Raw genomic sequence first — 23,748 nt, 5'->3', positions numbered from 1 at the left:
AAATCAAACAAAATCGGTTTTATCGGCTCGACTACCAACAAGGAGGAATATTGGAATGGGATTTGAAAAATTCGGTAAAATTATTGGCAACATCGCTTCCACCACCGCTAAAAAGGCTGGCGAGCAGGTTCAAATTGCAAAGCTGGGCATTGACAGAGCTGGGCTTGAGCGTCAGATAGAAGGTGTTTATGCTGCAATTGGGCGGTACTGTTACAGCAAGGTCAAAGCCGGCGAAACGATGCCGGAGGAATTGCTGGATTACTGCCGTGACATTGATGTGCTCATGCAGCAGATTGCCGACCTAGATCTTGAGATTGAACAACATAAAAACGAGCGTGATACTGCGGAGTACAGCGTTGCGACAGACATTCCTGAGGATAACACCGTTCCGGTTGTCGAGGTTGTAGAGGTCGAGGTTGAAGAAACCACAGAACCAGTCGCGCCGGAAGAACCTGCCGATAAAGAATAATAAAAATCGTAAATTTAAGGCCGCGCCCGACAGGGTGCGGCCTTATTTAAATTTTAAAATTACGATAAGGGGGGAGGCTGGTCGATGGAGGCAAAGGGCGCGACAATATAGCCTTTGTCGCGTATAGTATCAATGACTTGGGGCAAAATTTCTGCGTTGGTCGAACCAACTGAGTGCAGCAGCATAATTTCGCCGGGGTGCAGATATTTCATAATTTTCTCCATCGCCGCGGTGGGCGACGGCTGGTTTTTAACGTCCCAGTCGCTGTAGGCAAAGCTCCAGAAAACGCTCTTATAGCCCATTTGCTGCATCAGAGCAAGCGCCTGTTCAGAAAACTTCCCTTCTGGGAAACGAAATAGCCGCATCTCATAATCAAAATTATCTCTCAGGTAGTCCTGCATCCATTTGGCATCCTCAAATGATTCTTCAATGCTAAGCTCTTCACAGTAAACCTTGTGGCTGTCAGAATGGTTGCCCAAAATATGCCCTTCATCTATCATGCGCTGTACCAACTCGGGTTGGCTGCGGACATAGTGGCCGGTTAAAAAAAAGATAGCCCGAACCTCTTTTTCTTTAAGCGTGTCAAGAATTGGCGCGGTATAACCGTTTTCATACCCTTGGTCAAACGAAAGGGTCACGGTGTTTTCTGTTTCTGGCGCAATAAAATACGCGCCATACTTCTCGTATTGATCTTGCAGACCTATACAAGCAGTAGAGCGCCCGAGAGCGTCCTGATGGGTGCCCGGTCCCCAAAGCACCGATTTATTGTCCAGAGTGCCGATTTGTAAGAAATCGGCACTCATCGCTAGCGCGGGCAAATCAGAAGATGATCCGGTAGAACTGCCCGAACTCGGGGAGCTAGGTGTGCTAGGGGAGCTTGGGACCGACGAGGTACTGGGCGGTGTGGACGGCACAGGGTTGGGGACCATGCTTGAACTGGGTGGAATAGAAGATCCAGTCAAATCCCGGCCACAGGCCGCACAGCCGCTGATGATAAGAGTAGCTGAAAGCAACAATATCATCGCCGTTAGAAAAAACAGATTCCGTTTCATTTTACCCCTCCGTTTGGGAACATTAGCGGGAGAAAAATCTCGCTTATAAAAGTTTGTCCTGTAAAGTTTGTAATATAAATAGAAGCTTTTGGCAAATAAAACTAATCCATTTCACCAAGAGCAAACATTACGGCAGCCAGTGCTGCAATAGGCGCTGTTTCGCATCGCAAAATGCGTTTTCCAAGTGATGCAGTGCGTACACCGCATTCGGTAGCCTGCGCAATTTCTTCAACAGAAAACCCGCCTTCACTGCCGACAAGCAACGCAAGTGTCGCACCGCGCTTTGGCAGCTGTGCACGCAATGGCTTGCACATTCCTTCATATAGTACAAAGCAATTGTCAAATTGCTGCGCTTCTTTTATCGCCTGAGCAAAAGAAAGGATTCCACGTACCGACGGTAAAATACCCCGGCCACACTGTTTGGCGGCCTCGTTGGCTATTTTTTGCAGACGATGCACCTTTTTGGCAACATCGTCTCCCTTAGGACGGGAGATGCAGCGTGAAGAAAGAAACAGCACGATTTCGGCGGCTCCAAGCTCGACCGCCTTTTGAATAACCAGTTCGAGTTTGTCGCCCTTTGGCATAGCCAAATAAAGGCGAATCTGTGTTTGAGGCTCGGCGATGCAGGTGGCAGCTTCGCCGAGGCGCACCGAGACGGCGTCGGGCGACAAACTGACAATCACACCCTTTGCCTCCAACCCTTTGCCGTCACAAAGAGTGAGTGGTTCGCCCGCTGTCATACGCAGCGATTTAGAAATATGGCGGGCGTCCTCGCCGGTTATGACGACCGTTTCAGAAAGACCGTCTACAAAAAATCTTGGCATAGGCTACACCGCCTTTTGGCAGGCGATGGCAGCCCAGCCATTTTGCAGTGCTTTACGCACGGGGGTCAGCCCAGCGGCCATTAAGCCCTGCTCCACTTCAGCGCAGCGGGTGTCGATAATACCTGAGACGATGCAGACACTCTTTTCATGCATCAACGCCGGGAGATCCTTTGCCAAGCGCAAAATGGCATCGGCCACAATGTTAGCGCAAATCACATCAAAAGAACCTTCGATGTCGGTGGCAAGATCGCCGCACAAAATGTCGATATCCCCGCAGTTGTTGAGCGCTGCATTTTCTTTGGCGACCCGCACCGCAACCTCATCAATATCTACACCAACGGTTCGCCCGCTGCCCAAAAGCTTTGCACAGATGGCAAGTATGCCACTACCGCAGCCGACATCGAGCATGCTCATACCCGGTTGCAGCGCATCCTCTAAAAGCGACAGGCATAGCCGGGTGGTTTCGTGCGTGCCGGTGCCGAACGCCATGCCGGGATCTAGGCAGATCACCTTTTGCCCGGGTGCTGGAGTATACTGCTCCCAAGAAGGGCAGATGGCCAGCTTGTCCGAAAGGGCGATGGCGTGGTAATAGGTTTTCCATGCATTAGCCCAGTCTTCCTCACGCACATCGGTGGTGTCAACGCTAAAAGGTATACCGCAGTTGTCCAATCGGCTGCCGATATAGGCAAGTGCTTCGGCCGGGGATTGTCCTGGCGATAAATAAAGGTGAATGACCGCTTTGCTGCGGTCTTTTTTGATGAGTGATTCATCGATTAAATCAATGTGCGCAATCTCCAACGTTTTTTCTTCGAGATCGGAATAATCTTCAAGGTAAATGCCGCCTCCCGCGACCATCTGTGCAATAGCACAAGCATCTTCAGCTTGTGCCGTGGGGACGGTGATACTCAGCTCGGTCCAATCCATTATAAACTCCTTTAATGCGGTGTTATCGCCCCATCCCGCGGTAACGCCGACGGTTTCGGTTGCGAATAATCATCAATGCAATATAAATTAATATTAAAACAATTAGTAGAATAACAATAAATTTAAACCAGAAAGTTCTTGTGACGCCCAGCAGCGTTTCAAGCAGCAGCAGCGCGCGAGAGACATCGGCATCCTCGGCAGCGACCACCCCGACCACGCCGATCTGCTCGTCAGCTAGAATTAAACGCACCTGCCCGATCAGATCACCTTTTTTGATTGGCGCGTTGACGTAGGGGGGCAAATCAAGGGTATACTGAATGCTGGAGGATTCAATCGCATCAGGGATAAGCGCAGTGTAGTTGTCTGCACTCATGATGCGCAGAAAATCTTTTCCCCACGAAAGCTTGAGCGGCACCTCACCAAAATTCTTTCCCTTTTCTAGCAACGTTTTCACCCTGAAGGTATTAAAAGCCCAACCGTAAAGCCGGTTTGATTCTTGAAATACCGAAAACATTGAATTATCTTTTCCGGACTCATCCACGCCGGTACTCGCCAGTGCCACCAGCAGGTAGCTGTAACCGTCGCGCTTGGCCAGTGAGACGGCGTAAGACCCAAGCGTATGATGATAACCGCTCTTGATGCCGGAGACAAAGCGGTTATAATAAGGCGAGCTGCTTACCAGCAGACGGTTGGTGCTACTCCAGTTAAGGTGTTCGTTGATGTTTGTGGGGCCACCGTCATAGGCCGTCACCGATATCAGCTCTGAAAAGCCCGGTAACGTCATGGCGTGCCGCCCCAGCAACGCTATATCGCGAGCAGTGGTGAAAGATTCCGGATCGGGCAGGCCGTATGGGCTGGTGAAATGGGTGTTCGTCATGCCTAGCTCGGTCGCGCGCTTGTTCATCAGCTCCACAAAATAGGGCACCGAGCCGTCCCCGATATAGTCGGCCAGCATCATGGCCGCCTCGTTAGCGTCACGCAGCATGACGGCATACAGCAGCTTTTCAACTGATATCTCTTCGTTTTTATAAAGGCCCGCCAGTCGGATGCCGCCAAGCTTGATATACTGGCGGTTCATTTCATCCTGAATGTAGCCCTTCATCGTCACCGTTTCCTCTGTGGGGTTTTTGACATTTTCAAGCGTGAGCACGACGGTCATCAACTGTGCCAGCGACGAGGGCTCGATCTTTTTATCGGCGTCCTTCTCATAAATGATCATCTCGCTGTCCAAATTTATCAGATAAACCGCCTGCGCAGCCGGGTCAAACGACGGGTTATAAGACGCTGCGGATATCTGTGTGCATAGTGTTGCAAGACAGAGGAGCAGCGTGATGCAAAAAGCGGAAAACTTTTTCATGAAAATCTCCTCCAAATGTGATATGATGGTATGTACTAAACTATTATAGCAAAAAACCATATTTTTTTAAACCGATACGGGAGGTTTTTCTTATGGGGAACGCAGAAAAGAACTTTGGTTTTGACACACTTGCCGTTCGCGCTGGCTACCAGCCCGACAGCGACCAGCATTCGGTGGCACCACCACTTTATATGACCAATGCCTACGCGTTTGAAAGTGTGGAATACGCCAAGCAGCTTTTTGAACTGAAGGCCGCGGGTAATATCTATACCCGTCTTTCCAACCCCACAGTGGACGTACTTGAAAAGCGGGTGGCTGCGCTCGACGGCGGTGTTGCCGCGGTGGCGATGAGCTCTGGGCACGGTGTTATGTTCAGTACGTTTCTAAACCTGGCGCAAGCCGGAGATGAAATCGTCTCGTCTATATGTATCTACGGCGGCGCTATCAATATGATGGGCGTCACGCTTGGAAACCTTGGCATCAAGACCAAGTTTGTCGACCCTGCTAAGCTTGAGGAATGGGAAAACGCCATCACCGACAAGACCAAAGCCTTTTTTGTCGAGGTGGTCGGCAACCCTAATGCCAATGTGGCGGATGTTGAAGCGATTGCCGCTATCGCACACCGGCATGGAATCCCGATGATTGTCGATTCCACCTTCACCACGCCGGCGCTTTGCCGCCCCATCCAACATGGCGCGGATATCGTCATCCACTCCGCCACCAAGTTTTTAAGCGGCAACGGCACGGTGATGTGCGGAATCGCGGTGGACGCCGGCACCTTCAAGTTTGAGGACAATCCCCGCTTCCCGCAGTACAACACCCCCGATGTAAGCTATCATGGGATGGTGTTTGCGAGAGATTTTGGTAACGTGGCGTTTGCCACCCGCCTGCGCGCGCTGATTCTGCGTGATATTGGTGCCTGCCTCTCACCCTTTAACGCTTTTATATGCCTCAATGGAGTGGAAACGCTTTCATTGCGTATGAAAAAGCACTCTGATAATGCGTTGGCGGTCGCGCAGCACTTGGCGCAGCACCCCGATATCGAATTTGTTAATTACCCTGCGTTGGAGACCAGCCCCTATTATACGCTGGCGCAGAAATATCTGTCCAACGGTGCGGGTGGCGTCATGACCTTCGGATTAAAGGGCACCCGTGAAACCGGCGCGAAGTTCATCGACTCGCTCCAGCTTTTGATGAACGTGGCGAATGTAGGCGATGCACGCTCAATGGTCATTCACCCAGCCACCACCACACATAGCCAGCTTTCTGATGAGCAGCTCGTACGGTCTGGCATCAGCCCGCAGACCATTCGCCTCTCGGTTGGACTTGAGGATGCAGCGGATATTTTGGCAGATCTCGATGCTGCAATAGCAGCTGCCAAAAAATAATGACACAGGTGTGAACAGACATGATTTATATCACGGGAGACACCCACGGAGACATCACCCGCTTCAAGCAGTTCAAGGCTATCTTCCCCAAATACCGGCATCATATTTTGGTGTGCGGCGATTTTGGTTTTGTTTGGGACAATTCGGAGCAGGAAAAAAAGCGGTTGAGAAAGCTCGAGAAATTGGATTGCAACATTCTGTTTGTTGAAGGTACACACGATAATCTTGATTTGCTTTCCGACTATCCGTTGGAGGAGTTTTGCGGCGGAAAGGTGCGCCGCATTGCCAAAAACGTGTTTTGGATGCAGCGCGGTGAACTGTTCACAATTGACGGCGTTACCGTTTTTGGGATGGGTGGTGGCGAAAGCAGTGATGCCGACGAACGTGAAGAGGGCGTCAACTGGTGGCGTGGCGAGCTCCCCATGGCCTCCGAGATAGAAGCGGCTCGACGCACGGTTGAAAAGGTGAAAAGCGGTGTGGATATTATCATAACCCACCACAACCCGCGCCTTGAGCTGGGGCTCATTGATACGCAGCGGCAGACGATTAACGCGCTGGGGGTTTTTCTGTCGGATGTTGCGAAAACCGTCAACTACAAGCACTGGTATTTCGGTATGGATCATGTGGACAGAGCCATTTCACCCCGCATGACAGCGGTATTTGAAAAGATACTCAAATTTGAGCCTAAAAAGTGAAGTATAGCAAAAAACACCGGGTGCGTCCCGGTGTTTTTTTGTAACCCTGTTAAAGCGCCGAATCAGCAGCAATAAAGATACTGAGGAAAAGAAGTATAATTTCGGTGATGGATAGCCATATTTTCGGTTGACTTTTGATGCTCGCACAAACAGATAAACAGGAACAAGGGCAAATCCAATCCATATCCAGTTCCCGGGGTCATTTCCTGTCTTTTAAATTCTTCAATATTCGATACTAAGAATACAATTTATTGCTAAATTTAAAATTAGCGTCACGCATAAGCCTGTTATATTGATACGGGGTAGGAAGGGACCATAAGAAAGGAACCGGCGCCAGTGCCCACGCATATTGTACTTTGACTGCCTTCGGCGGAATAGGTGGCACGACGTCGGTTGCCACGTGTTGAGCGCGGTATGATTTAAGGGGACCCAGTCGGCCATGCCGGCTTTCCATATCAGTGTTTTTCAGACAATTTCTAGCTTTCAAAAGGTAGCAGCTTAAATAAAAATAGAGAAGACATACACAATGCACCAGGCGATGGCATAACCATATCTTCCCCCAACTTCGCTGGATCTAATAAAAAGATAGACCGGCGTCAGTAAGAAAACAGTCCAAATCCAAGCGCCCAAACGGTTTTTTGTCTAGCGCCGTCTGGTGTAACGGAACCCAGTCGTTCATTCCCGCTTTCCAAACCATTGTGTTTCGGTTAAGCTCACCCGATTGCAGTAATCCGACAATCTCATTTGAAGAAGCGGGCCCAAAGCGATGGTTGCCTTTGTAGTAAAACCAAGCGACATCATCTGCAAGCTGAGCTGAAATCGCCGCAGTTTTAGGGGTACCGCAGGCAACGCAGAAGTTTCCGATATCTGAATTTTGATATCCGCAGGTACATCTCCACATAGTCGGACTCCATTTCTACACAACGATGTATTTTAAGTGTTTTTCCAATTATATCATATTTTAAAATAATTTTAACAATAACAAAAAATCATCGAATTATTTAAGTATAATATTAAGAAATGTAGCCGCAGGATGGTATACCATCCTGCGGCTCAAGGCATGTATTAAGAAATTATTTTGTAAAGTAATGCACAGCACCCAAAAAGAGCTTCTGATCTTTTGCACCGGGCACATTTTTATGGATATTCTCGCCCATGCGTTCGGAATGGCCCATTTTGGCAAAAATTCTACCGTCCGGAGAGGTAATGCCCTCGATAGCGCACTCTGAGAAGTTGGGGTTATACTCGGTGTCCAACGTCGGTGCGCCAGAAAGGTCGACATATTGAGTAGCGATCTGTCCGTTTTCAGCCAACTGAGCAATCAGCTCTGGTGTGGCGACAAAACGCCCTTCTCCATGTGAGACCGGAATGGTATGCAGATCGCCGACGGCGTTATACATCATCCAGGGAGAGCGGTTTGAACAGACGCGGGTGGTGACCAACTTGGACTGATGGCGTCCGATGCGGTTAAAGGTGAGGGTGGGCGCGTTTTCATCCGGCTCAATGATTTTGCCGAAGGGTACAAGCCCTAACTTGACAAGCGCTTGGAAACCGTTGCAAATACCGATCATCAGGCCGTCGCGATTAGAAAGAAGATCAGTGACTGCCTCTCCGATGCGCGGATTTCTGAAAAAGGCCGTGATAAACTTACCTGAACCGTCCGGTTCATCTCCCCCCGAGAAGCCGCCGGGCACAGCGAGAATATTGCATTCCCGAATCAGGCGTTCAAACTCCTTGGCAGAATATTCAATGTCTGCAGCCGAGAGATTCTGTACAATAAAGGTTTCGGTGACGGCGCCTGCGCGCTCAAAGGCGCGTGCGGTATCATATTCACAGTTGGTACCCGCAAAAACCGGTAGCAGCACGCGCGGTCTTGCCACTTTGATGGCGGGTGCAGTGCGCGTGTCGGCAGGTTTGGCTGCATAGGTGTTCAATGTGATTTTCGGCGTGGGTAGGCGATAGGGGTATACCGGCTCAAGCTTTTCGGAATAGTTGGCGAAAATCTCGTTCAAATCAATGTTGCCATGGCTGCAAGAGAGCGAGAACGCAGCGGTGGTCTCACCGATTTTAACGGCTCCGGCCGGAATTTCGTCGCACTCGATAATAATGGCTGAAGTCTGGCGATTAAACCAAAAATCGTCCGAAAAACCGTCGCAGAGCTTGACGCCGATTCGATTACCCAGCGCCATTTTGAAAAGGCCCTCCGCAACGCCGCCCATGCTGCAGACCCATGCCGCACGTACCTTGCCAGCAGCAATCAGCGCTTCAAGCCCATCGAGCATCTGACGAATGCTGTTCAAATCGGGCACGCCGTGGCTATCTACCGCGGGCAGCAACAAGCCAATTTTAGAACCTGCCTTTTTAAACTCCGGAGAGATAATGCGCGAAGCTTTTGAGACCGAAACGGCAAAAGAGATAAGTGTTGGCGGAACATCAATATGCTCAAAGCTGCCGGACATCGAGTCCTTACCACCGATTGCACCGCATTCCAGCGCCATCTGGGCGTCCAGTGCGCCGAGCAATGCGGACAACGGCTTGCCCCAGCGGATATCGTCGTGGCGCAGCCGCTCGAAATACTCTTGGAACGAAAGCCAGCAGTGCTTTCTCGAGCCTCCGGCAGCGACCACCTTCGCGATCGACTCGCACACGGCCGTGACCGCGCCAGCATAGGGGTTGCGCTTCGAGATATAGGGGTCAAAAGCGTAGGCCATCAGTGATGCGGTGTCTGTTTCGCCGTGTAGTACCGGAATTTTCGCGGCCATCGCTTGAATGGGCGTTTCTTGATATTTTCCACCGAAGGGGAAAAGCACGGTGCCGGCACCAATGGAGGCGTCAAAGCGCTCAGTCAGACCCTTCTGTGAGCAGACGTTTAAATCGACTGCCATGCGGCGCAGCCGTTCGGTGAACGAAAGATATTCCGCCGCAGCAACTTCGGCAGCGGGGGCGGCCACGCGGGCGCAGACATGTTTTTGCGCGCCGTTGGTGTTCAAAAACGCGCGGGAGAGATCGACAATGGTCTTTCCGCGCCAGGTCATAGTCATACGGCCGGTGTCGGTCACCTTGGCTACTGGCACGCCGCTTAGATTTTCGGTTTTGGCAATTTCTAAAAAGCGTTCAACATCTTTAGCGTCGAGTACGACGGCCATGCGCTCCTGCGATTCGCTAATGGCAAGCTCGGTGCCATCCAGACCCTCGTATTTCTTTGGTACAGCATCAAGATCAATGTCCAAACTGTCAGCCAATTCGCCGATGGCGACAGACACACCGCCCGCGCCAAAGTCGTTGCAACGCTTGATCATTCTGGATGCTTCAGGGTTTCGGAATAGGCGCTGGAGCTTACGCTCTTCGGGGGCGTTGCCCTTTTGCACCTCGGCACCGCAAGTCAGGAGACTTTCGGACGAATGCGCTTTGGAAGAGCCTGTTGCACCGCCGCAGCCGTCACGTCCCGTTTTTCCGCCGAGCAGCAATACAATGTCGCCGGGCTCAGGTCTGGATCGCACCACATTTTGTGCCGGGGCGGCCGCGATGACTGCGCCGACCTCCATGCGTTTTGCCACGTAGCCCGGGTGATATATCTCGTGAACCAAACCGGTCGCAAGGCCAATCTGGTTGCCATAAGAGGAGTAGCCCGCCGCCGCCTGCGTGACGATTTTGCGCTGCGGCAACTTGCCTGGCATTGTCTCAGAAATCGGTTTGAGCGGGTTTGCGGCACCCGTAACACGCATAGCCTGATAGACATAGCTCCTGCCCGAGAGCGGGTCGCGAATTGCGCCGCCCAGACAGGTGGCCGCGCCGCCGAACGGCTCAATTTCGGTCGGGTGATTGTGGGTCTCGTTTTTAAACATTAAGAGCCAGTCTTCGTCCTGACCGTCGACATCCACCTTGATCTTGACCGAGCAGGCGTTGATCTCCTCCGACTCGTCGAGGTCGGGGAGTAGGCCTCGTTTTTTTAAAGCCTTTGCGCCAATGGTAGCCAAATCCATCAGTGTGATGGGGCGATCGGCGCGCCCTAGGCTGACGCGCAGGTCAAGGTAACGCTTAAAAGCGTTTTTAACAACATCCGACTCAAAAGAAATATGGTCGAACTGGGTTGAAAAAGTGGTGTGGCGGCAATGATCCGACCAATAGGTATCAATGAGCTTCAACTCAGTAAAAGTGGGGTCTCGCTTTTCGCTAATGAAATAATCGCGGCAGCACTGCAGGTCATCCAATTCCATTGCAAGGCCGTATTGTGCGACCATCTGAGCCAGCTCCTCATTGGATGCGCGGCAAAAGCCGGTGAGTATCGTAACGTCCGGTGGGGTTGGGTAGTCGGTCTCCAGCGTGTCGGGCTTCGCCAGCGACGCCTCGCGGCTTTCTACTGGGTTGATGAGATACTGTTTGATAGCTGCAAACTCTTCTTCAGAGAGGTTTCCCTCCAAGATAAACACACGGGCACAGCGGATGAGGGGGCGCTCCTTTTGGGTGTGAAGCTGGATGCACTGCGCGGCGGAATCGGCACGCTGATCATACTGCCCCGGCAGGTATTCGACGGCGAACACGCATCCTGCTGCGGCAGGGAGCGTATCGTGTGCAATATCGACCTGAGGTTCGCCAAATACCGTCATTCTGGCGGCGGCAAAATCCTCCGGGGAGATATGCTCTGCGTCGTAGCGGTTTAAGATGCGAACGGCTTTAAGGCTCTCCAAGCCCAGCGCGGCATGCAAATCGCTCAGTACTCCCTGTGCTTCTACGGCAAAGGGTTGCTTTTTCTCGATGAATACCCGAAATACTGCCATAATGTCCACTCCTATCTAATCACATGTTAAAACGCCAGTGCAGGCCGCGCCGTCCGACGCAGTGAGCAAAACGTTTATAAAATCGCCAACGAAAACCCCGGTTCGGTCAGGAACATTCACATATAAATAGTTGTCGCTATAGCCGCCTCCGGTCGCTTCCAACAGCACACGTGCTCTGCGCCCAATCTGGGCGCTAGCAAAGTTCGCGCCGCTTAATGTGCATAGATCAGCCAGTTTTCTGGCTCGCTGCTTTTTAACCGGCGGCGGAATCTGATTTTCCATCGCCGCTGCAGGTGTACCGATTCGAGGGGAGTATTCAAATATGTGCGCGCGCAAAAGGCCAATGCGCTCGACGGTTCGGCAGGTTTGTTCAAATTCTTCGTCAGTCTCACCGGGGAAGCCGACGATAATGTCGGTGGTGATCGACGGATTTGGAAACAGCTGCCGGATTTTACCGACGGTTGCGATAAAGTCATCGGCGGAATAGTGTCGGTCCATGCGACGCAGTGTGGCATCGCAGCCCGATTGCAGCGGAATATGAAAGTGTGGGCAGAGCGCGGGGATTTTTGATAGCAACTGCCAGTCCGCTTCGGTTAGCAGGTCGGGTTCGACCGAACCTAAGCGCAGTCTGAAATTGCCGTGCGCCGAGGCGGCGGCTTGGACAGCCTCGGGCAGCGAAGCGCCAAAATCGGACCCGTAGCGCGAAATATTAATGCCGGTGAGTACGATCTCATGGTAGCCCGCATCTGCTAGTTTTTGCGTTTCAGCTGTAATCTGCTCCAGCGAGCGGGAGCGTATGCCACCCCGGGCATATGGGATAATACAATAGGCACAGAAGCGATCGCAGCCGTCCTGAATTTTAAGGTAGGCACGCTGAAAACTGTCATCGAATTTTTCAGCGCTCAAAGGTTCGAATAGCTCGTCCGGCGCATATGGTGCAATCTCCACTTTTCGCCGGCGGGTTTTAAAATAGTCGAGCACTAGTGCCACCAGCTGGCTGCGATCTTTGGTACCGGTGATGATGTCGGCCTCGTCAAGTGCGGCGGCGTCTTCGGGCGAGGTCTGTGGCATGCAGCCGGTCAGCACTAAAACGGCATCAGGTAGCTCGCGCCGCAACTTTCTGACGATCTGGCGGGTCTTACGGTCAGCCAATGATGTCACAGTGCAGGAGTTGATAACTACCAAATCGGCTTTTCCATCAGTTTCAGTAAAAAAACCGTGCTGCGCAAAAAGTCCTTCAAGCGCCTGTGTTTCATACTGATTGACCTTGCAACCGAGCGATATAAATCTAGCGCGCATCATGGCCTCCTAATCGCACAACATACAAATAAAACGTACAAATAATTCGTAATCATTATATACAACATGACCACAAAAGGCAAGGCGTTGTACCGTATTTGGGAATAAAAACAGGCGGCCGAAATTGTTTCGACTGCCTGTTCTTGCGGCAAGAGGCGATTTACGCCGTCTTTGCGGTGGCCCACCGCATATTTGCCCCGTTCAAACGCATATAATCCAAACAGCAAAAGGTGCGTAAATAAGCCGTTCGGAAAGAGATGTGAGGTGCTTTTTAAGGTGAAATTACTAATAAAAAGACAAAGGAAAGCGGTGGCGGTATTGCTTTGCGCTGCCATGTTGTTGTTCGCCCTGCCACTAGGCGCGATGGGCGTACAGGAAGAAGAGGCCCTGCCTGCGGCAGCGCTGGTAAACACAAATATTCCTTGCCGCTCAGCGATATTAATCGAGCCAGAAAGCGGTAAAATTTTGTTTGAAAAGGAACCGGACACCCTTATGCCACCGGCGTCTATTACAAAAATAATGACCATGCTGCTGGTTATGGAGGCGATTGACTCGGGCAAAATAAGCCTTGACGACACCGTGACCTGTTCACCGCATGCCAGCTCGATGGGTGGCACACAGATTTGGTTTGAACCGGGTGAGCAGATGACAGTACACGAGCTTCTAAAAGCGACGGCTATCGCCAGTGCTAACGACGCTGCTGTGGCGCTCGGCGAACATGTATCAGGCAGTGAGGAAGCCTTTGTCAACCTGATGAATACGCGAGCACAGGAACTAGGGATGACCAACTCCACCTTTAAAAACGCCACAGGGCTAGATGCCGACGGGCATCTAACCACAGCACGTGACATTGCAGCCATGTCCGCAGAGCTTTTAAAGCACCCGAAAATTATCGAATATACCACCATCTGGATGGACAGCTTGCGCAACGGAGAGACACAGCTGGTAAACACCAACAAGCTTGTGCGCTTTTTTAAGGGGGCAACAGGACTAAAGACCGGCACAACCGATGGCGCAGGTTCCTGTCTGGCAGCCTCTGCCACACGGGATAATCTTTCGCTCATCGCAGTGGTGCTCGGCTCCGACACTAGCGACCAGCGCTTTGGCTCGGCGCGTGGTCTGCTGGAATACGGATTTGCCAATTATGAAGCGAAACCTGTGCCGGAACCTGAACCCCCTATTACGCCACTCAAGGTCAGAGGGGGTGTGCGCCAGCAGGTGAACCTAAAAAGCTGTGCGCCCAAACAAATGCTGGTCGAAAAAGGGCGCGGAACTGCGCTGACACAGCAGCAGAGCATGGTGGAAGAATTTGAAGCGCCTGTTGCCGAGGGCACCCATGCGGGAACGATACGGGTGATGCTTGACGGGGTTATCATCTGTGAATATGATGTGGTTACAGCCGAACCAGTCGATAAAATGGACCTGCGTTCAGCGCTCGGGTTAATTTGGACGGAGCTGACCCGCATGCGTTAAAACATACTTTCTGAAGAAAATATTTTCGCGGTTTAGCGCTTGGTGTTACATAGAGGGTGCCATTTGCTACTCGTATAGTCCCTGCGGGTAACATCCTGGAAAATACGATAATCCCTCCAAATGGATATAATTAAAAAATAGTCCTGGTTTTTAATATTATCATAAATTTAATAGATTTGCGGTTGAAAACGGGCGAGATTTCGTGTAAAATAAACTTAAATTAACTAAGACGTGTTAATTTAAATGATCGGTTGTTTAAAAATCAACAAGGGGTGACAGCATTGCCGATTGAACTTAATTTTAATTTCATTGAGCCCTTTGTGACTCGAAAAAATTTTGAAGCAATAGCGCCCGAGATTTTAGCGGCACAGCAGACGCTGCGGCAAGAAAACGGAGCTGGAAATGATTTTCTTGGTTGGATGGATCCACGGGCAATCAACACTGATGATGATCTACTTCGGCTGACTCGCTGCGCAGAGCGGCTGCGTGAAACCAGTGACGCTGTGCTGGTGGTGGGTATCGGTGGCTCCTATCTCGGGGCACGCGCCGCCATTGAATATCTGATTTCTCCGTTATACAACAGCCTCCCTAACGAATCCCCCAATATTTGGTTTTTGGGCAACGATCTTTCGGCCTCTCATATTGTCGAGGTGTTAAGGATATGTAAGGGCAAACGGCTGTCGGTTATTGTTATTTCAAAATCCGGCACTACGACCGAGTCGGCAGTGGCTTTTCGCCTCATTAAGCAAGAAATGCTCAAGCGCTATGGTGAGCAAGCGGCTCATCGCATAGTAGCGATTACCGATAAGGCACATGGCGCCTTGCGTACCATGGCCGATCAAGAGGGGTTTGAGACTTTTGTCATTCCCGACAACATAGGCGGTAGATACTCGGTGTTGACGCCCGTTGGGTTGCTGCCTGCGGCGGTGGCGGGCATTTCCATTAGTCGTCTGATCGAAGGTGCTGCCGATGCAAGACAGGTCTGCAATGGTTCAGACTTTTGGCAAAACCCCTGCCTGCAGTATGTGGCAGCCAGAAACATTTTATATCGTCAGGGCTGTGCAATTGAGCTGTTTTGCGGGTGGGACCCCTGCCTAACCATGACGGCTGAGTGGCTTAAACAGCTCTTTGGTGAAAGTGAAGGAAAAGATCACAAAGGGCTATTTCCAGCCTCGGCAACCTATACCACAGACCTGCATTCATTGGGCCAGTTCGTCCAGGATGGCAGCCGCAATCTGTTTGAAACGGTGCTGTTCTTTAAAGAGGATAGCGCGTCAGCCACCATGCAAAGTGAAGCGAGCGATTTAGACGGCTTGAATTATCTTGCTGGCATGACGCTGACAGAAATTCAGGAGAAGGCACGGCAAGCTGTTGCCATGGCGCACCACAAAGGCGGCGTTGCCTCGATTATGATGTCGCTCGACGCAAGAACGCCCTATGAATATGGCTGGTTGCTCTACTTCTTTGAATACGCATGTGGTGTCAGCGGCTATACTTTGAATGTAAACCCATTTAATCAGCCGGGGGTTGAGGATTATAAAAAAAATATGTTTGCGTTGCTGGGTAAGCCGGGCTATTAAAAACCGGTGAGCCGGCATTACAAAAATAAACGTGGAAGCTGATCCAAAAGGATGAGTAACCAAAATCTGGGAGGAATACATCATGATAAAGCTTATCGTTGGACACAAAGGCTCCGGAAAAACCAAGGCCATGATCCAGATGGCGAACGATGCGGTCAAAACCTCAAACGGAAACGTAGTCTGCGTAGAAAAGGGTATTCAGCTGACCTATGACCTCAACTATCAGGTCCGTCTGGTGGATGTTGAGCAGTACGGAATCAGCGATTATGATGCGCTTTATGGCTTCCTTTGCGGACTGATGGCCGGCAACTATGACATTACCGATATTTTCTGCGACGCAACCTTTAGGATCTGCGGTAAGAACCAGGAGCGGTTCGCTGACATGATTGATAAGCTGTATAAATTGACCTCCGCCAACGGATTGACCATTGTCTTTACAGTTTCCTGCGAGCCGGAAGAGCTTGCCGAAAGAATCCGCCAATACCAGATTTAAACACTTTGTGCGATTTTTGCGTCGGAAACGAAGGTTTTCGGCGCAAAAATTATTGACAAACAAAAATCTGGACACTATAATAATCAGGTAACGCCCGCGTTACAATTATATTTTTTGCGCCCTAATGGTGGACGCAAAGCCAAAGATGAGGAGAGAACCATGCAGATTTCGATCAAACAGGTTTTGGACATCATCGGTGAAAAGCAAGATTTTGCGGGCGATATTAACCTTTCTTGGGTTATGAGGCATGGCGAAAAGCTTTTTCCTGATGCACTGGCGGTCAGGGGAGAGGTTTTTAACCGTGCCGGCGTTGTAACGCTGCGCTACCAAATCAGCGGCAAGATGCCTTTTCAGTGTGATCGCTGTCTGATGCAGTCAGAGCAAAATTTTCAAAAGGAATTCACCCATACTGTGGTGGCTAGCCTTGAAGATGTAGAGCTCGATGACGTTTTTTTAACCGCCCCGGATGGGGTTCTTGCGCTTGATGAGATCGCAGGTGCGGATCTTCAACTTTCCCTACCGCAGGTGTTCCTTTGCAAAGAAGATTGCAAAGGGTTGTGTCCTGTCTGTGGGGCGGATCTCAACTCAACTAATTGTGGCTGCGTGCCCGAATCGGGTGACAGCCGCATGGCCATTTTGAAAAATTTGCTGAAAGGCTAAGGAGGTGCTGTAAAGATGGCGGTTCCGAAGAAAAAGGTATCTAAAGCGCGTAGAGACAAAAGACGCTCCAGTGTCTGGAAGCTGGATGCTCCTGCGCTTTCCAAGTGCACCCAGTGCGGTGAGCTGAAAATGCCGCATAGAGTGTGCTCCGTGTGCGGATTCTACAAGGGCAAAGAAGTTGTCAAGGTAGAGGCGTAAGAGCGCTCACGTTTAAGAGAAAGATAGAGGGGGAAGCTGCTTTCCACCTCTATTTTTTTATATCAAGCGGTTTGAGGGTGGACTTTGCAGAGTGAGGGAGGCAGATCATGGCAGTCACAATATCGGGAGTCGAGGCGAATTCCATCGCACAGCGCCATGGCATAAAAAGTGGCGATGTGTTGCTTAAAATTGGCGATGAAGATATCGGTGATGTGCTTGATTACCGTTTTTATATGACAGCCAAACAGCTGACTCTTTCGCTGATGCGCGGTAGCGCCCCTTACAATATTACTGTTAAAAAAGACGAGTATGACGACTTGGGGCTGGAGTTTGAAACCTACCTGATGGACAAGCAGCGCAGTTGCCGGAACAACTGTATTTTCTGCTTTATTGATCAAAACCCCCAGGGTATGCGCGAGAGTATCTATTTTAAGGATGACGACGATAGGCTATCCTTTTTGTTCGGCAATTATATTACGCTGACCAATTTGACCGACCATGATGTGGATAGGATTCTGCGCATGCACATCAGCCCCATCAACATTTCGGTGCATACCACCGACCCCGAGCTGCGGGTCAAGATGATGCGCAACCGCTTTGCGGGCAGCTCTTTGCGGCGACTCTACAGGCTGTGTGAAGGCAATATTAAAATTAATACGCAGCTTGTACTCTGTCCGGGGTATAATGATGGTGCAGCGCTTGAACGCACCCTTTCGGATCTTGATCCACTGGTGCCCAAGATTCAGTCCATTGCCTGTGTGCCGGTGGGGTTGACTGCTTACCGCGAGGGGTTGCTGCCGTTGCTTCCCTTTACCCAAGAAGAGGCGGCACAGACCATCGACACCATTGAAAAATATGCTGATCGCTGGTTTATGCGCCACGGCATGCGGGTGGGCTACCCCGCCGACGAATTTTTTCTGCTGGCAAAGCGGCCGATTCCCCCGGCGGAATATTACGGCGATTTTGCTAACCTTGAAAATGGTGTAGGACTGATCGCTAACACCGAACTAGAGTTTTGCAGCCTGCTGCCGCTGCTCGAACCCGATGAAACGCTGCGCCACATATCGGTAGCGACCGGTGTTGCCGCGGGCGATTCAATAAAAAAGCTGTGCGCTAAAGCGCAGGAGTGTGCCCCGGCGTTAAAGGCTGAGGTGTTTCCGATACCCAGCCGTTTTTTCGGCGGTCGCATCACGGTGACAGGATTGGTCACCGGCAGCGACATCATCACCGAGCTTAAAGGCCGCCCGCTGGGTGACCTGCTTATCATCCCTTCCTGTATGCTCAGGCGGGAGCAGGATAAATTTTTAGACGACACCACCCCGGAAGATGTGTCAAAGGCATTGGATATTCCGGTTAAGGTGGTGCAGGACGACGGCGCTTCACTAGCTGAGGCGCTGGTAGAATAGAAAGGAGGCGTAAAGCTCATGTCAAAACCTGTTGTGGCTGTTGTCGGCCGCCCAAATGTGGGGAAATCGACACTGTTTAATAAGCTGACGGGCAAGCGACTCGCCATCGTGGAGGACACGCCCGGCGTGACCCGCGACCGAATTTATGCACCCTGCGAGTGGTTGGGCAAAGAGCTTATGCTGGTGGATACCGGCGGCATTGAGCCTTTTTCGGATGACATTATACTTTCTCAGATGCGCAGGCAGGCTCAGTTGGCCATCGATAACGCCGAGGTGATTATCTTGGTGGTTGATCTGAGAAGCGGTGTGACCGCAACCGACCAAGAGGTTGCGTCAATGCTGCTTAAAAGCTCTAAGCCGATTGTGCTGTGCGTCAACAAATGTGATCAGGTGGGTGACCCGCCGCCTGATTTCTACGAGTTTTATAACCTCGGACTAGGGGATCCCATTGCCGTCTCATCATTGCATGGCCATGGCACCGGTGATTTACTCGATGTCGTGTGTGAGCATATTGATTTTTCTAACCACGAGCCTGTTGAGAGTGATCGCATTGCGGTAGCGGTCATCGGCAAGCCAAATGTCGGTAAGTCGTCCATTATCAATCGCATTGCGGGCGAAGAACGGGTGATCGTCTCAGATATCGCGGGTACAACTCGCGATGCCACCGACACCGAAGTGGATAACGACCACGGAAAATATTTGTTCATCGACACTGCGGGCATCCGCCGCAAAAATAAGGTGACTGAGTCGATTGAGCATTATTCAGTGCTACGTGCCTATATGGCGGTTGATCGCGCCGAGGTTTGCGTCATCATGATTGATGCGCTTGAGGGTTTCACCGAGCAGGATTCCAAAATTGCGGGCTATGCCCATGAGCAGGGCAAGGGCTGCATTGTCGCAGTGAACAAGTGGGATGCTGTCGAGAAAGACGACAAGACTATGATCGAATATCAGCGAAAGCTTGAAAACGATTTTTCGTTTATGAGCTATGTGCAGTTTATCTTCATATCGGCCAAGACTGGTCAGCGCGTCGATAAGCTGTTTGAAATGATCAATCAAGTTTCTGCTAACAATGCTATGCGCGTCACTACCGGCGCACTTAACGACCTACTGGCGCATGCGACGGCCCGTGTGCAGCCGCCCTCTGACAAAGGTAAGCGGCTGAAAATTTATTATATTACTCAGCCGTCCACCCGTCCGCCAACCTTTGTCTGCTTTGTCAACAAGAAAGATCTGTTCCATTTTTCGTACCAGCGTTACCTTGAAAATCAGATTAGAGAATCGTTTGGGCTTCAGGGTACACCAGTGCGCATCATTGCCCGCGAGCGCGGAGAATAGTTATTATGCTATAAATCGAGCCGATACCATAAAAAGGTGGTGTCGGCTCCTTGTTTTTGCTGGTTGCGTTTGGTATTATAACTTGGGGATTTATCATGGCCGTCAGAAATGATGCGCTTGAATATGAGGTGGTAAAATGGAAGAACGGCATTGTTCTAAATGTGCAAAACCAATTACGGCAGAAGAAAAAATGCGCCATAACTGTGGGGACGAAATTTTGTCATCGCCGCAAAAAGCACCGGCGGTGCCGGTAGGCGCCCTGTGGCTGGCTGCTGTTTTAATTATCGTTGGACTAATTATGGTGGGTACGCTGGTAGCCTACATCGTCGTCTCAAGTTTCAATGCTGAAAACTGGAGTGTATTCACAACAAAAGCTGAACGTGAGTCTGCACTGCAAATTGAGATGAGCGTACTAGATGAACGGCGCCAACAAGATGAAATGCCCTTAATTGGGCTGCCGGCGATGGCTCCTGATAATTCGTATATTATTTTGAACAAAGAGATAACGGCACAACGAGAAGGGGATAAAATCCTGCTGGTGTGCGCCGTTGAGAATATCAGTGATGTTATTTGCACCGGCGTGGGCGGAAATGTGAAATTCTTTGATACCTCGGGGCATTATGTCGGTTCAAGCAGCGCGTCGTTGCAACGGGATATTGAGCCTGGCGAAGTGGTTGAACTGAAATTTGAAATTGGGAATGGGCACAATATCGAGTCCTATTGTCTGGTAGAAATAAGCGGTGAGCCACTTGAAGAACAGGGCGCAGTTGTGCCGAGTGAAGAAACCAATTTAACAGATGATCTTGACGAGGAACTACACCTTACCCCTGAAAAAATTATCGAGGCAAAGGGCGATGACCCAGAAGGCTGGGTAGCACAGCAGGAGGGAAAAGAATTTACCGTAACCGGACCGTTTGTCGAGGTGTCATCTTCTGACAATGGGCAGATACGTTTGGTCAAAATTGGCCAAAAAGATGGCGCTTGCTATGTGTTTGTTCTGGACCCCGCATTGTTTGATCGTCTTGAGCAGATTGAACCGGATACCGAGGTGCGTATGCGTGGCATTTGTATAAACTTTTCCGACCAGCCGCAGGCGTTTGTCTTGATGAATGGTGCGTTCGAGGATTAGGTTGCGGAATAAATGTTATCACAAGGGACTGTGGGAAGAAGCATCTACCAGGGTGTGGTGGTATACAGTGGAGGATGACAATTATGATAGTAAAGGCGCTATTGTCAATACTGCGGTACTGAGATCAATTACAAGGACTCGTGGATCAATGGCGATATGGCTTAGGTGATGGTTTGACATTGCTGGATAGCACTATTACAATATCAGAAGCCGTAATCGTTATGTTGCATTATGTAGAATAAGTGATATTAGGGTAGACTAGTACGGGAGTAATAAAGCAGGAGGAACCATTTAATGGCAAAATTATATATCTTAGGCGCGGGGGGCATGGGCACCGCAATGGCGGTGGCTATGTCGAATGTGGGACACGAGGTGTGGCTCTGGGGATGGAATAAGGAAGAAAATGATAGAATTCGCCAGGCGCGTGAACATGTGCAGCTGTTAAAGGGGGTTAAAATACCCGAATCAGTGTGTATTGTGGATACAGTGGATGGTGTAGAGTCCGCCGACGCGGTCATCATTGCGACCCCGACAGTCGGTGTGCGCGGTGCAGCCAAACAGTTGGCGGGAAAGCTTTCTAATGACATTCCGGTAGCCTGTACCTCCAAAGGATTGGAGCCTAAAACGTTGTTGCCGCTACATGAGGTGGTGGCGCAGGAACTGCCTGAGAATAGTTTTGTCGCACTGTCCGGCCCTTCCCACGCCGAGGAGATTTCACAGGGTATACCCACGGTGCTGGTAGCGGCCAGCAAATCGCTGGCTGCGGCACAGAAGATTCAGGATTTGACAGTTCAGACTCATATACGCATCTACACCAGCGATGATGTTGTCGGGGTAGAACTTGGTGGCGCGCTTAAAAATGTCATTGCATTTGCTGCGGGCGTCGTCGACGGCATGGGTGGCGGTGACAACACCAAGGCGGCACTGATGACCCGTGGCCTTACCGAAATCGCGCGCATGGGCGTCAAGATGGGTGCCAAAAGGGAGACCTTCGCTGGGCTTTCGGGCGTAGGCGACCTCATTGTTACCTGTTGCTCAATGCATTCACGCAATCGCCGTTGCGGGCTTTATGTCGGCGAAGGCTGTACGGTGGATGAGGCCGTTGAAAAAGTGGGAATGACGGTGGAGGGTATTACTGCGGCCATCTGCGCCTATGAACTTTCGCAAAAGCTTGGTGTGGACATGCCTATTACCAGTCAAATATACAGCCTAATCAAAGGTCAGACTACCGCAAAGCAAGCTGTGGAGGCGCTTTTGGCTCGCCCGCCGCGTCACGAGGTGGATTATAACTGGCTGGAAGAGGGCGCGTCTATGCTGTGAGGCAGACGATTTTCTGGCAGTGGCGTAAACAAAAAAGCAATTGAATGCTACAGCTGCTAGACAAAAAAGGATGGTGTCAGTTTTATGAGTAAGGTTATTGTAACCACCGGCGATATTGGCCGACCCTATGAAATTTTGGGCCCGGTCTATTTTCAGGTCTCTAACAAAGGTATATTCGGTAGTGCATTAAGTAAACTAGTGGCACAATATCAGTCTGAAATTGCGCAAATGAAGAAGCAGGGAAGCATGTCAGGCGATAGAACCGATTGGGGCTTTTTATACGGTGAATGGTCGGTTGGGCAAAGTGACTTTGAAAAGGCATTTTTCATTGCGACTGAGGAACTGAAAAAGCGTGGGGAAATGGTGGGGGCAGACGCCATTATTTGCATGCGGCAGGATATCGACATGGACACAAACGGTTTTGCGTTCTTTTATCTTCAAATGTACGGCACAGCTGTCAAATTTTTATGAGCGCGTAAATGCTGATTTAGGTCAAGATGATTTGCCCATCGGCGTTAACTGAAGGGCAAATCATTTTAGGATATAACATTTTTTGTAATTTTCACATCATGATATACTAAAAGATTATAAATTTTAACTTCAAAGGTAAAAAAATGAATTTATTTGGTCTATCCGGTTAAAATTAGGGTATCTTACAGTGAAAAAAATTACCAGGCATTTTAACGCAAATAAATTTTAAAAAACATGAAAAAATGCTTGCAAATGCCGTTTTGCTGTGATAATATATACCTTGCGTGACTGCTGAGATATGCGTTGATGCGGGAGGTGGCCGCCCTTTGAGGCGGGGAATTTCCGCGGAGTATGTCCGATTTTAAACCGGGCGACCCATCAAACCCCATATGGCAGGGTGACCTGCCTACAAGTTTGTGTGAGGAACATTGTGCCTACCCGGCTAAACTGCGTCTTGCGGTTTAACCGGTTTTTTGCAGGCAAAAATAGAAAACACACGGCACAGTGGATTGAAAAGGGGCGCCTCTGATAACAAAATACGGGAGGCGATGAAAAATGGCAGTCAAAGAAAAAATCCGTATCCGTGTAAGAGGCTATGACCATCAGTTGGTCGATGCAGCAGCTGAGAAGATTGTTGAAACCGCAAAGCGCACTGGCGCCAAGGTTTCCGGTCCGATTCCGCTGCCCACCGACAAGGACGTTGTTACCATTCTGCGCGCGGTCCACAAGTACAAGGATTCCCGCGAACAGTTTGAGATGAGAACCCACAAGCGTCTCATCGACATTCTCCGTCCGTCCAACAAGACGGTGGAAGCGCTTACCGGCCTCGAGCTCCCCGCGGGCGTCGAGATCGAGATCAAGCTCTAATCCTATATTAGAACTTGATACATGCGT

At 50.4% G+C, this 23,748-nt stretch carries 21 protein-coding genes; 14 read left to right on the top strand and 7 right to left on the bottom strand.

Annotated features, from left to right (window positions below):
* Window positions 1-55 precede the first annotated feature (55 nt).
* Complete coding sequence (locus RBH76_07720) at window positions 56-469, top strand: hypothetical protein (protein ID WMJ82628.1); 414 nt, start codon at window positions 56-58, stop codon at window positions 467-469.
* A gap of 59 nt (window positions 470-528) precedes the next feature.
* On the opposite strand, the gene RBH76_07715 is transcribed toward RBH76_07720, so the two are convergent.
* The 4 genes from RBH76_07715 to RBH76_07700 form a co-directional block, all read right to left on the bottom strand.
* On the bottom strand, window positions 529-1,521 hold the full coding sequence (locus RBH76_07715) for a polysaccharide deacetylase family protein (GenBank protein ID WMJ82627.1): 993 nt from the start codon (window positions 1,519-1,521) through the stop codon (window positions 529-531).
* A gap of 101 nt (window positions 1,522-1,622) precedes the next feature.
* A complete protein-coding gene (locus RBH76_07710) occupies window positions 1,623-2,345 on the bottom strand; it encodes a 16S rRNA (uracil(1498)-N(3))-methyltransferase (GenBank protein WMJ82626.1) in 723 nt (240 codons plus the stop codon).
* Window positions 2,346-2,348: 3 nt separating this feature from the next.
* Window positions 2,349-3,269 carry a 50S ribosomal protein L11 methyltransferase gene (gene prmA / locus RBH76_07705; protein WMJ82625.1) on the bottom strand — a complete coding sequence of 307 codons (921 nt, stop codon included), beginning with the start codon at window positions 3,267-3,269 and terminating at the stop codon, window positions 2,349-2,351.
* A 22-nt stretch (window positions 3,270-3,291) separates the two neighbouring features.
* Window positions 3,292-4,626, bottom strand: a complete 1,335-nt coding sequence (locus RBH76_07700; GenBank protein ID WMJ82624.1) for a serine hydrolase — start codon at window positions 4,624-4,626, stop codon at window positions 3,292-3,294.
* 92 nt (window positions 4,627-4,718) lie between these two features.
* On the opposite strand from RBH76_07700, the gene RBH76_07695 reads away from it, so the two are divergent.
* Both RBH76_07695 and RBH76_07690 read left to right on the top strand, forming a co-directional pair.
* Window positions 4,719-6,014, top strand: coding sequence for an O-acetylhomoserine aminocarboxypropyltransferase/cysteine synthase (locus tag RBH76_07695; protein ID WMJ82623.1), 1,296 nt, complete (start codon window positions 4,719-4,721; stop codon window positions 6,012-6,014).
* Window positions 6,015-6,034: 20 nt separating this feature from the next.
* The gene (locus RBH76_07690) at window positions 6,035-6,709 is read left to right on the top strand and encodes a metallophosphoesterase (GenBank protein ID WMJ82622.1); all 675 of its coding nucleotides are present in this window, start codon (window positions 6,035-6,037) and stop codon (window positions 6,707-6,709) included.
* Between the two features lie 574 nt (window positions 6,710-7,283).
* Here RBH76_07690 and RBH76_07685 read toward each other — a convergent pair.
* The 3 genes from RBH76_07685 to mtaB all read right to left on the bottom strand — a co-directional run bounded on the left by RBH76_07685 (window position 7,284) and on the right by mtaB (window position 12,786).
* Complete coding sequence (locus tag RBH76_07685) at window positions 7,284-7,610, bottom strand: DUF4339 domain-containing protein (GenBank protein ID WMJ82621.1); 327 nt, start codon at window positions 7,608-7,610, stop codon at window positions 7,284-7,286.
* 172 nt (window positions 7,611-7,782) lie between these two features.
* Window positions 7,783-11,487 carry a phosphoribosylformylglycinamidine synthase gene (locus tag RBH76_07680; GenBank protein WMJ82620.1) on the bottom strand — a complete coding sequence of 1,235 codons (3,705 nt, stop codon included), beginning with the start codon at window positions 11,485-11,487 and terminating at the stop codon, window positions 7,783-7,785.
* A gap of 15 nt (window positions 11,488-11,502) precedes the next feature.
* Complete coding sequence (gene mtaB / locus RBH76_07675) at window positions 11,503-12,786, bottom strand: tRNA (N(6)-L-threonylcarbamoyladenosine(37)-C(2))-methylthiotransferase MtaB (GenBank protein WMJ82619.1); 1,284 nt, start codon at window positions 12,784-12,786, stop codon at window positions 11,503-11,505.
* A gap of 276 nt (window positions 12,787-13,062) precedes the next feature.
* Here mtaB and RBH76_07670 point away from each other — a divergent pair, with 276 nt between their 5' ends.
* From RBH76_07670 to rpsJ, 11 genes are all read left to right on the top strand, one after another.
* Complete coding sequence (locus RBH76_07670; GenBank protein ID WMJ82618.1) at window positions 13,063-14,259, top strand: D-alanyl-D-alanine carboxypeptidase family protein; 1,197 nt, start codon at window positions 13,063-13,065, stop codon at window positions 14,257-14,259.
* Window positions 14,260-14,531: 272 nt separating this feature from the next.
* Window positions 14,532-15,839: a glucose-6-phosphate isomerase gene (locus RBH76_07665; protein WMJ85217.1), complete on the top strand. Its 1,308-nt coding sequence runs from the start codon at window positions 14,532-14,534 to the stop codon at window positions 15,837-15,839.
* 82 nt (window positions 15,840-15,921) lie between these two features.
* The gene (locus RBH76_07660; protein WMJ82617.1) at window positions 15,922-16,332 is read left to right on the top strand and encodes an ATP-binding protein; all 411 of its coding nucleotides are present in this window, start codon (window positions 15,922-15,924) and stop codon (window positions 16,330-16,332) included.
* Between the two features lie 159 nt (window positions 16,333-16,491).
* Complete coding sequence (locus RBH76_07655; protein ID WMJ82616.1) at window positions 16,492-16,992, top strand: DUF177 domain-containing protein; 501 nt, start codon at window positions 16,492-16,494, stop codon at window positions 16,990-16,992.
* Window positions 16,993-17,007: 15 nt separating this feature from the next.
* Entirely contained in the window at window positions 17,008-17,190 is a 183-nt protein-coding gene (gene rpmF, locus RBH76_07650; protein WMJ82615.1) for a 50S ribosomal protein L32, read from the top strand.
* Window positions 17,191-17,297: 107 nt separating this feature from the next.
* Window positions 17,298-18,596 (top strand): DUF512 domain-containing protein, encoded by a 1,299-nt coding sequence (locus RBH76_07645; protein ID WMJ82614.1) that lies wholly within the window; start codon window positions 17,298-17,300, stop codon window positions 18,594-18,596.
* 18 nt (window positions 18,597-18,614) lie between these two features.
* Window positions 18,615-19,934, top strand: coding sequence for a ribosome biogenesis GTPase Der (gene der, locus RBH76_07640; GenBank protein WMJ82613.1), 1,320 nt, complete (start codon window positions 18,615-18,617; stop codon window positions 19,932-19,934).
* A gap of 136 nt (window positions 19,935-20,070) precedes the next feature.
* Complete coding sequence (locus tag RBH76_07635) at window positions 20,071-21,063, top strand: hypothetical protein (GenBank protein WMJ82612.1); 993 nt, start codon at window positions 20,071-20,073, stop codon at window positions 21,061-21,063.
* 294 nt (window positions 21,064-21,357) lie between these two features.
* Complete coding sequence (locus RBH76_07630; protein ID WMJ82611.1) at window positions 21,358-22,383, top strand: NAD(P)H-dependent glycerol-3-phosphate dehydrogenase; 1,026 nt, start codon at window positions 21,358-21,360, stop codon at window positions 22,381-22,383.
* Between the two features lie 84 nt (window positions 22,384-22,467).
* Window positions 22,468-22,854 (top strand): heavy metal-binding domain-containing protein, encoded by a 387-nt coding sequence (locus RBH76_07625; protein ID WMJ82610.1) that lies wholly within the window; start codon window positions 22,468-22,470, stop codon window positions 22,852-22,854.
* A 555-nt stretch (window positions 22,855-23,409) separates the two neighbouring features.
* Complete coding sequence (gene rpsJ, locus RBH76_07620; protein ID WMJ82609.1) at window positions 23,410-23,721, top strand: 30S ribosomal protein S10; 312 nt, start codon at window positions 23,410-23,412, stop codon at window positions 23,719-23,721.
* The last annotated feature ends 27 nt before the right edge of the window (window positions 23,722-23,748 follow it).

Source organism: Oscillospiraceae bacterium MB24-C1 (assembly GCA_030913685.1).
Lineage (GTDB): Bacteria > Bacillota > Clostridia > Oscillospirales > Ruminococcaceae > Yanshouia.
Note: the sequence above shows the minus strand (reverse complement) of the source record. Positions and strands in the feature narration are given on the sequence as shown.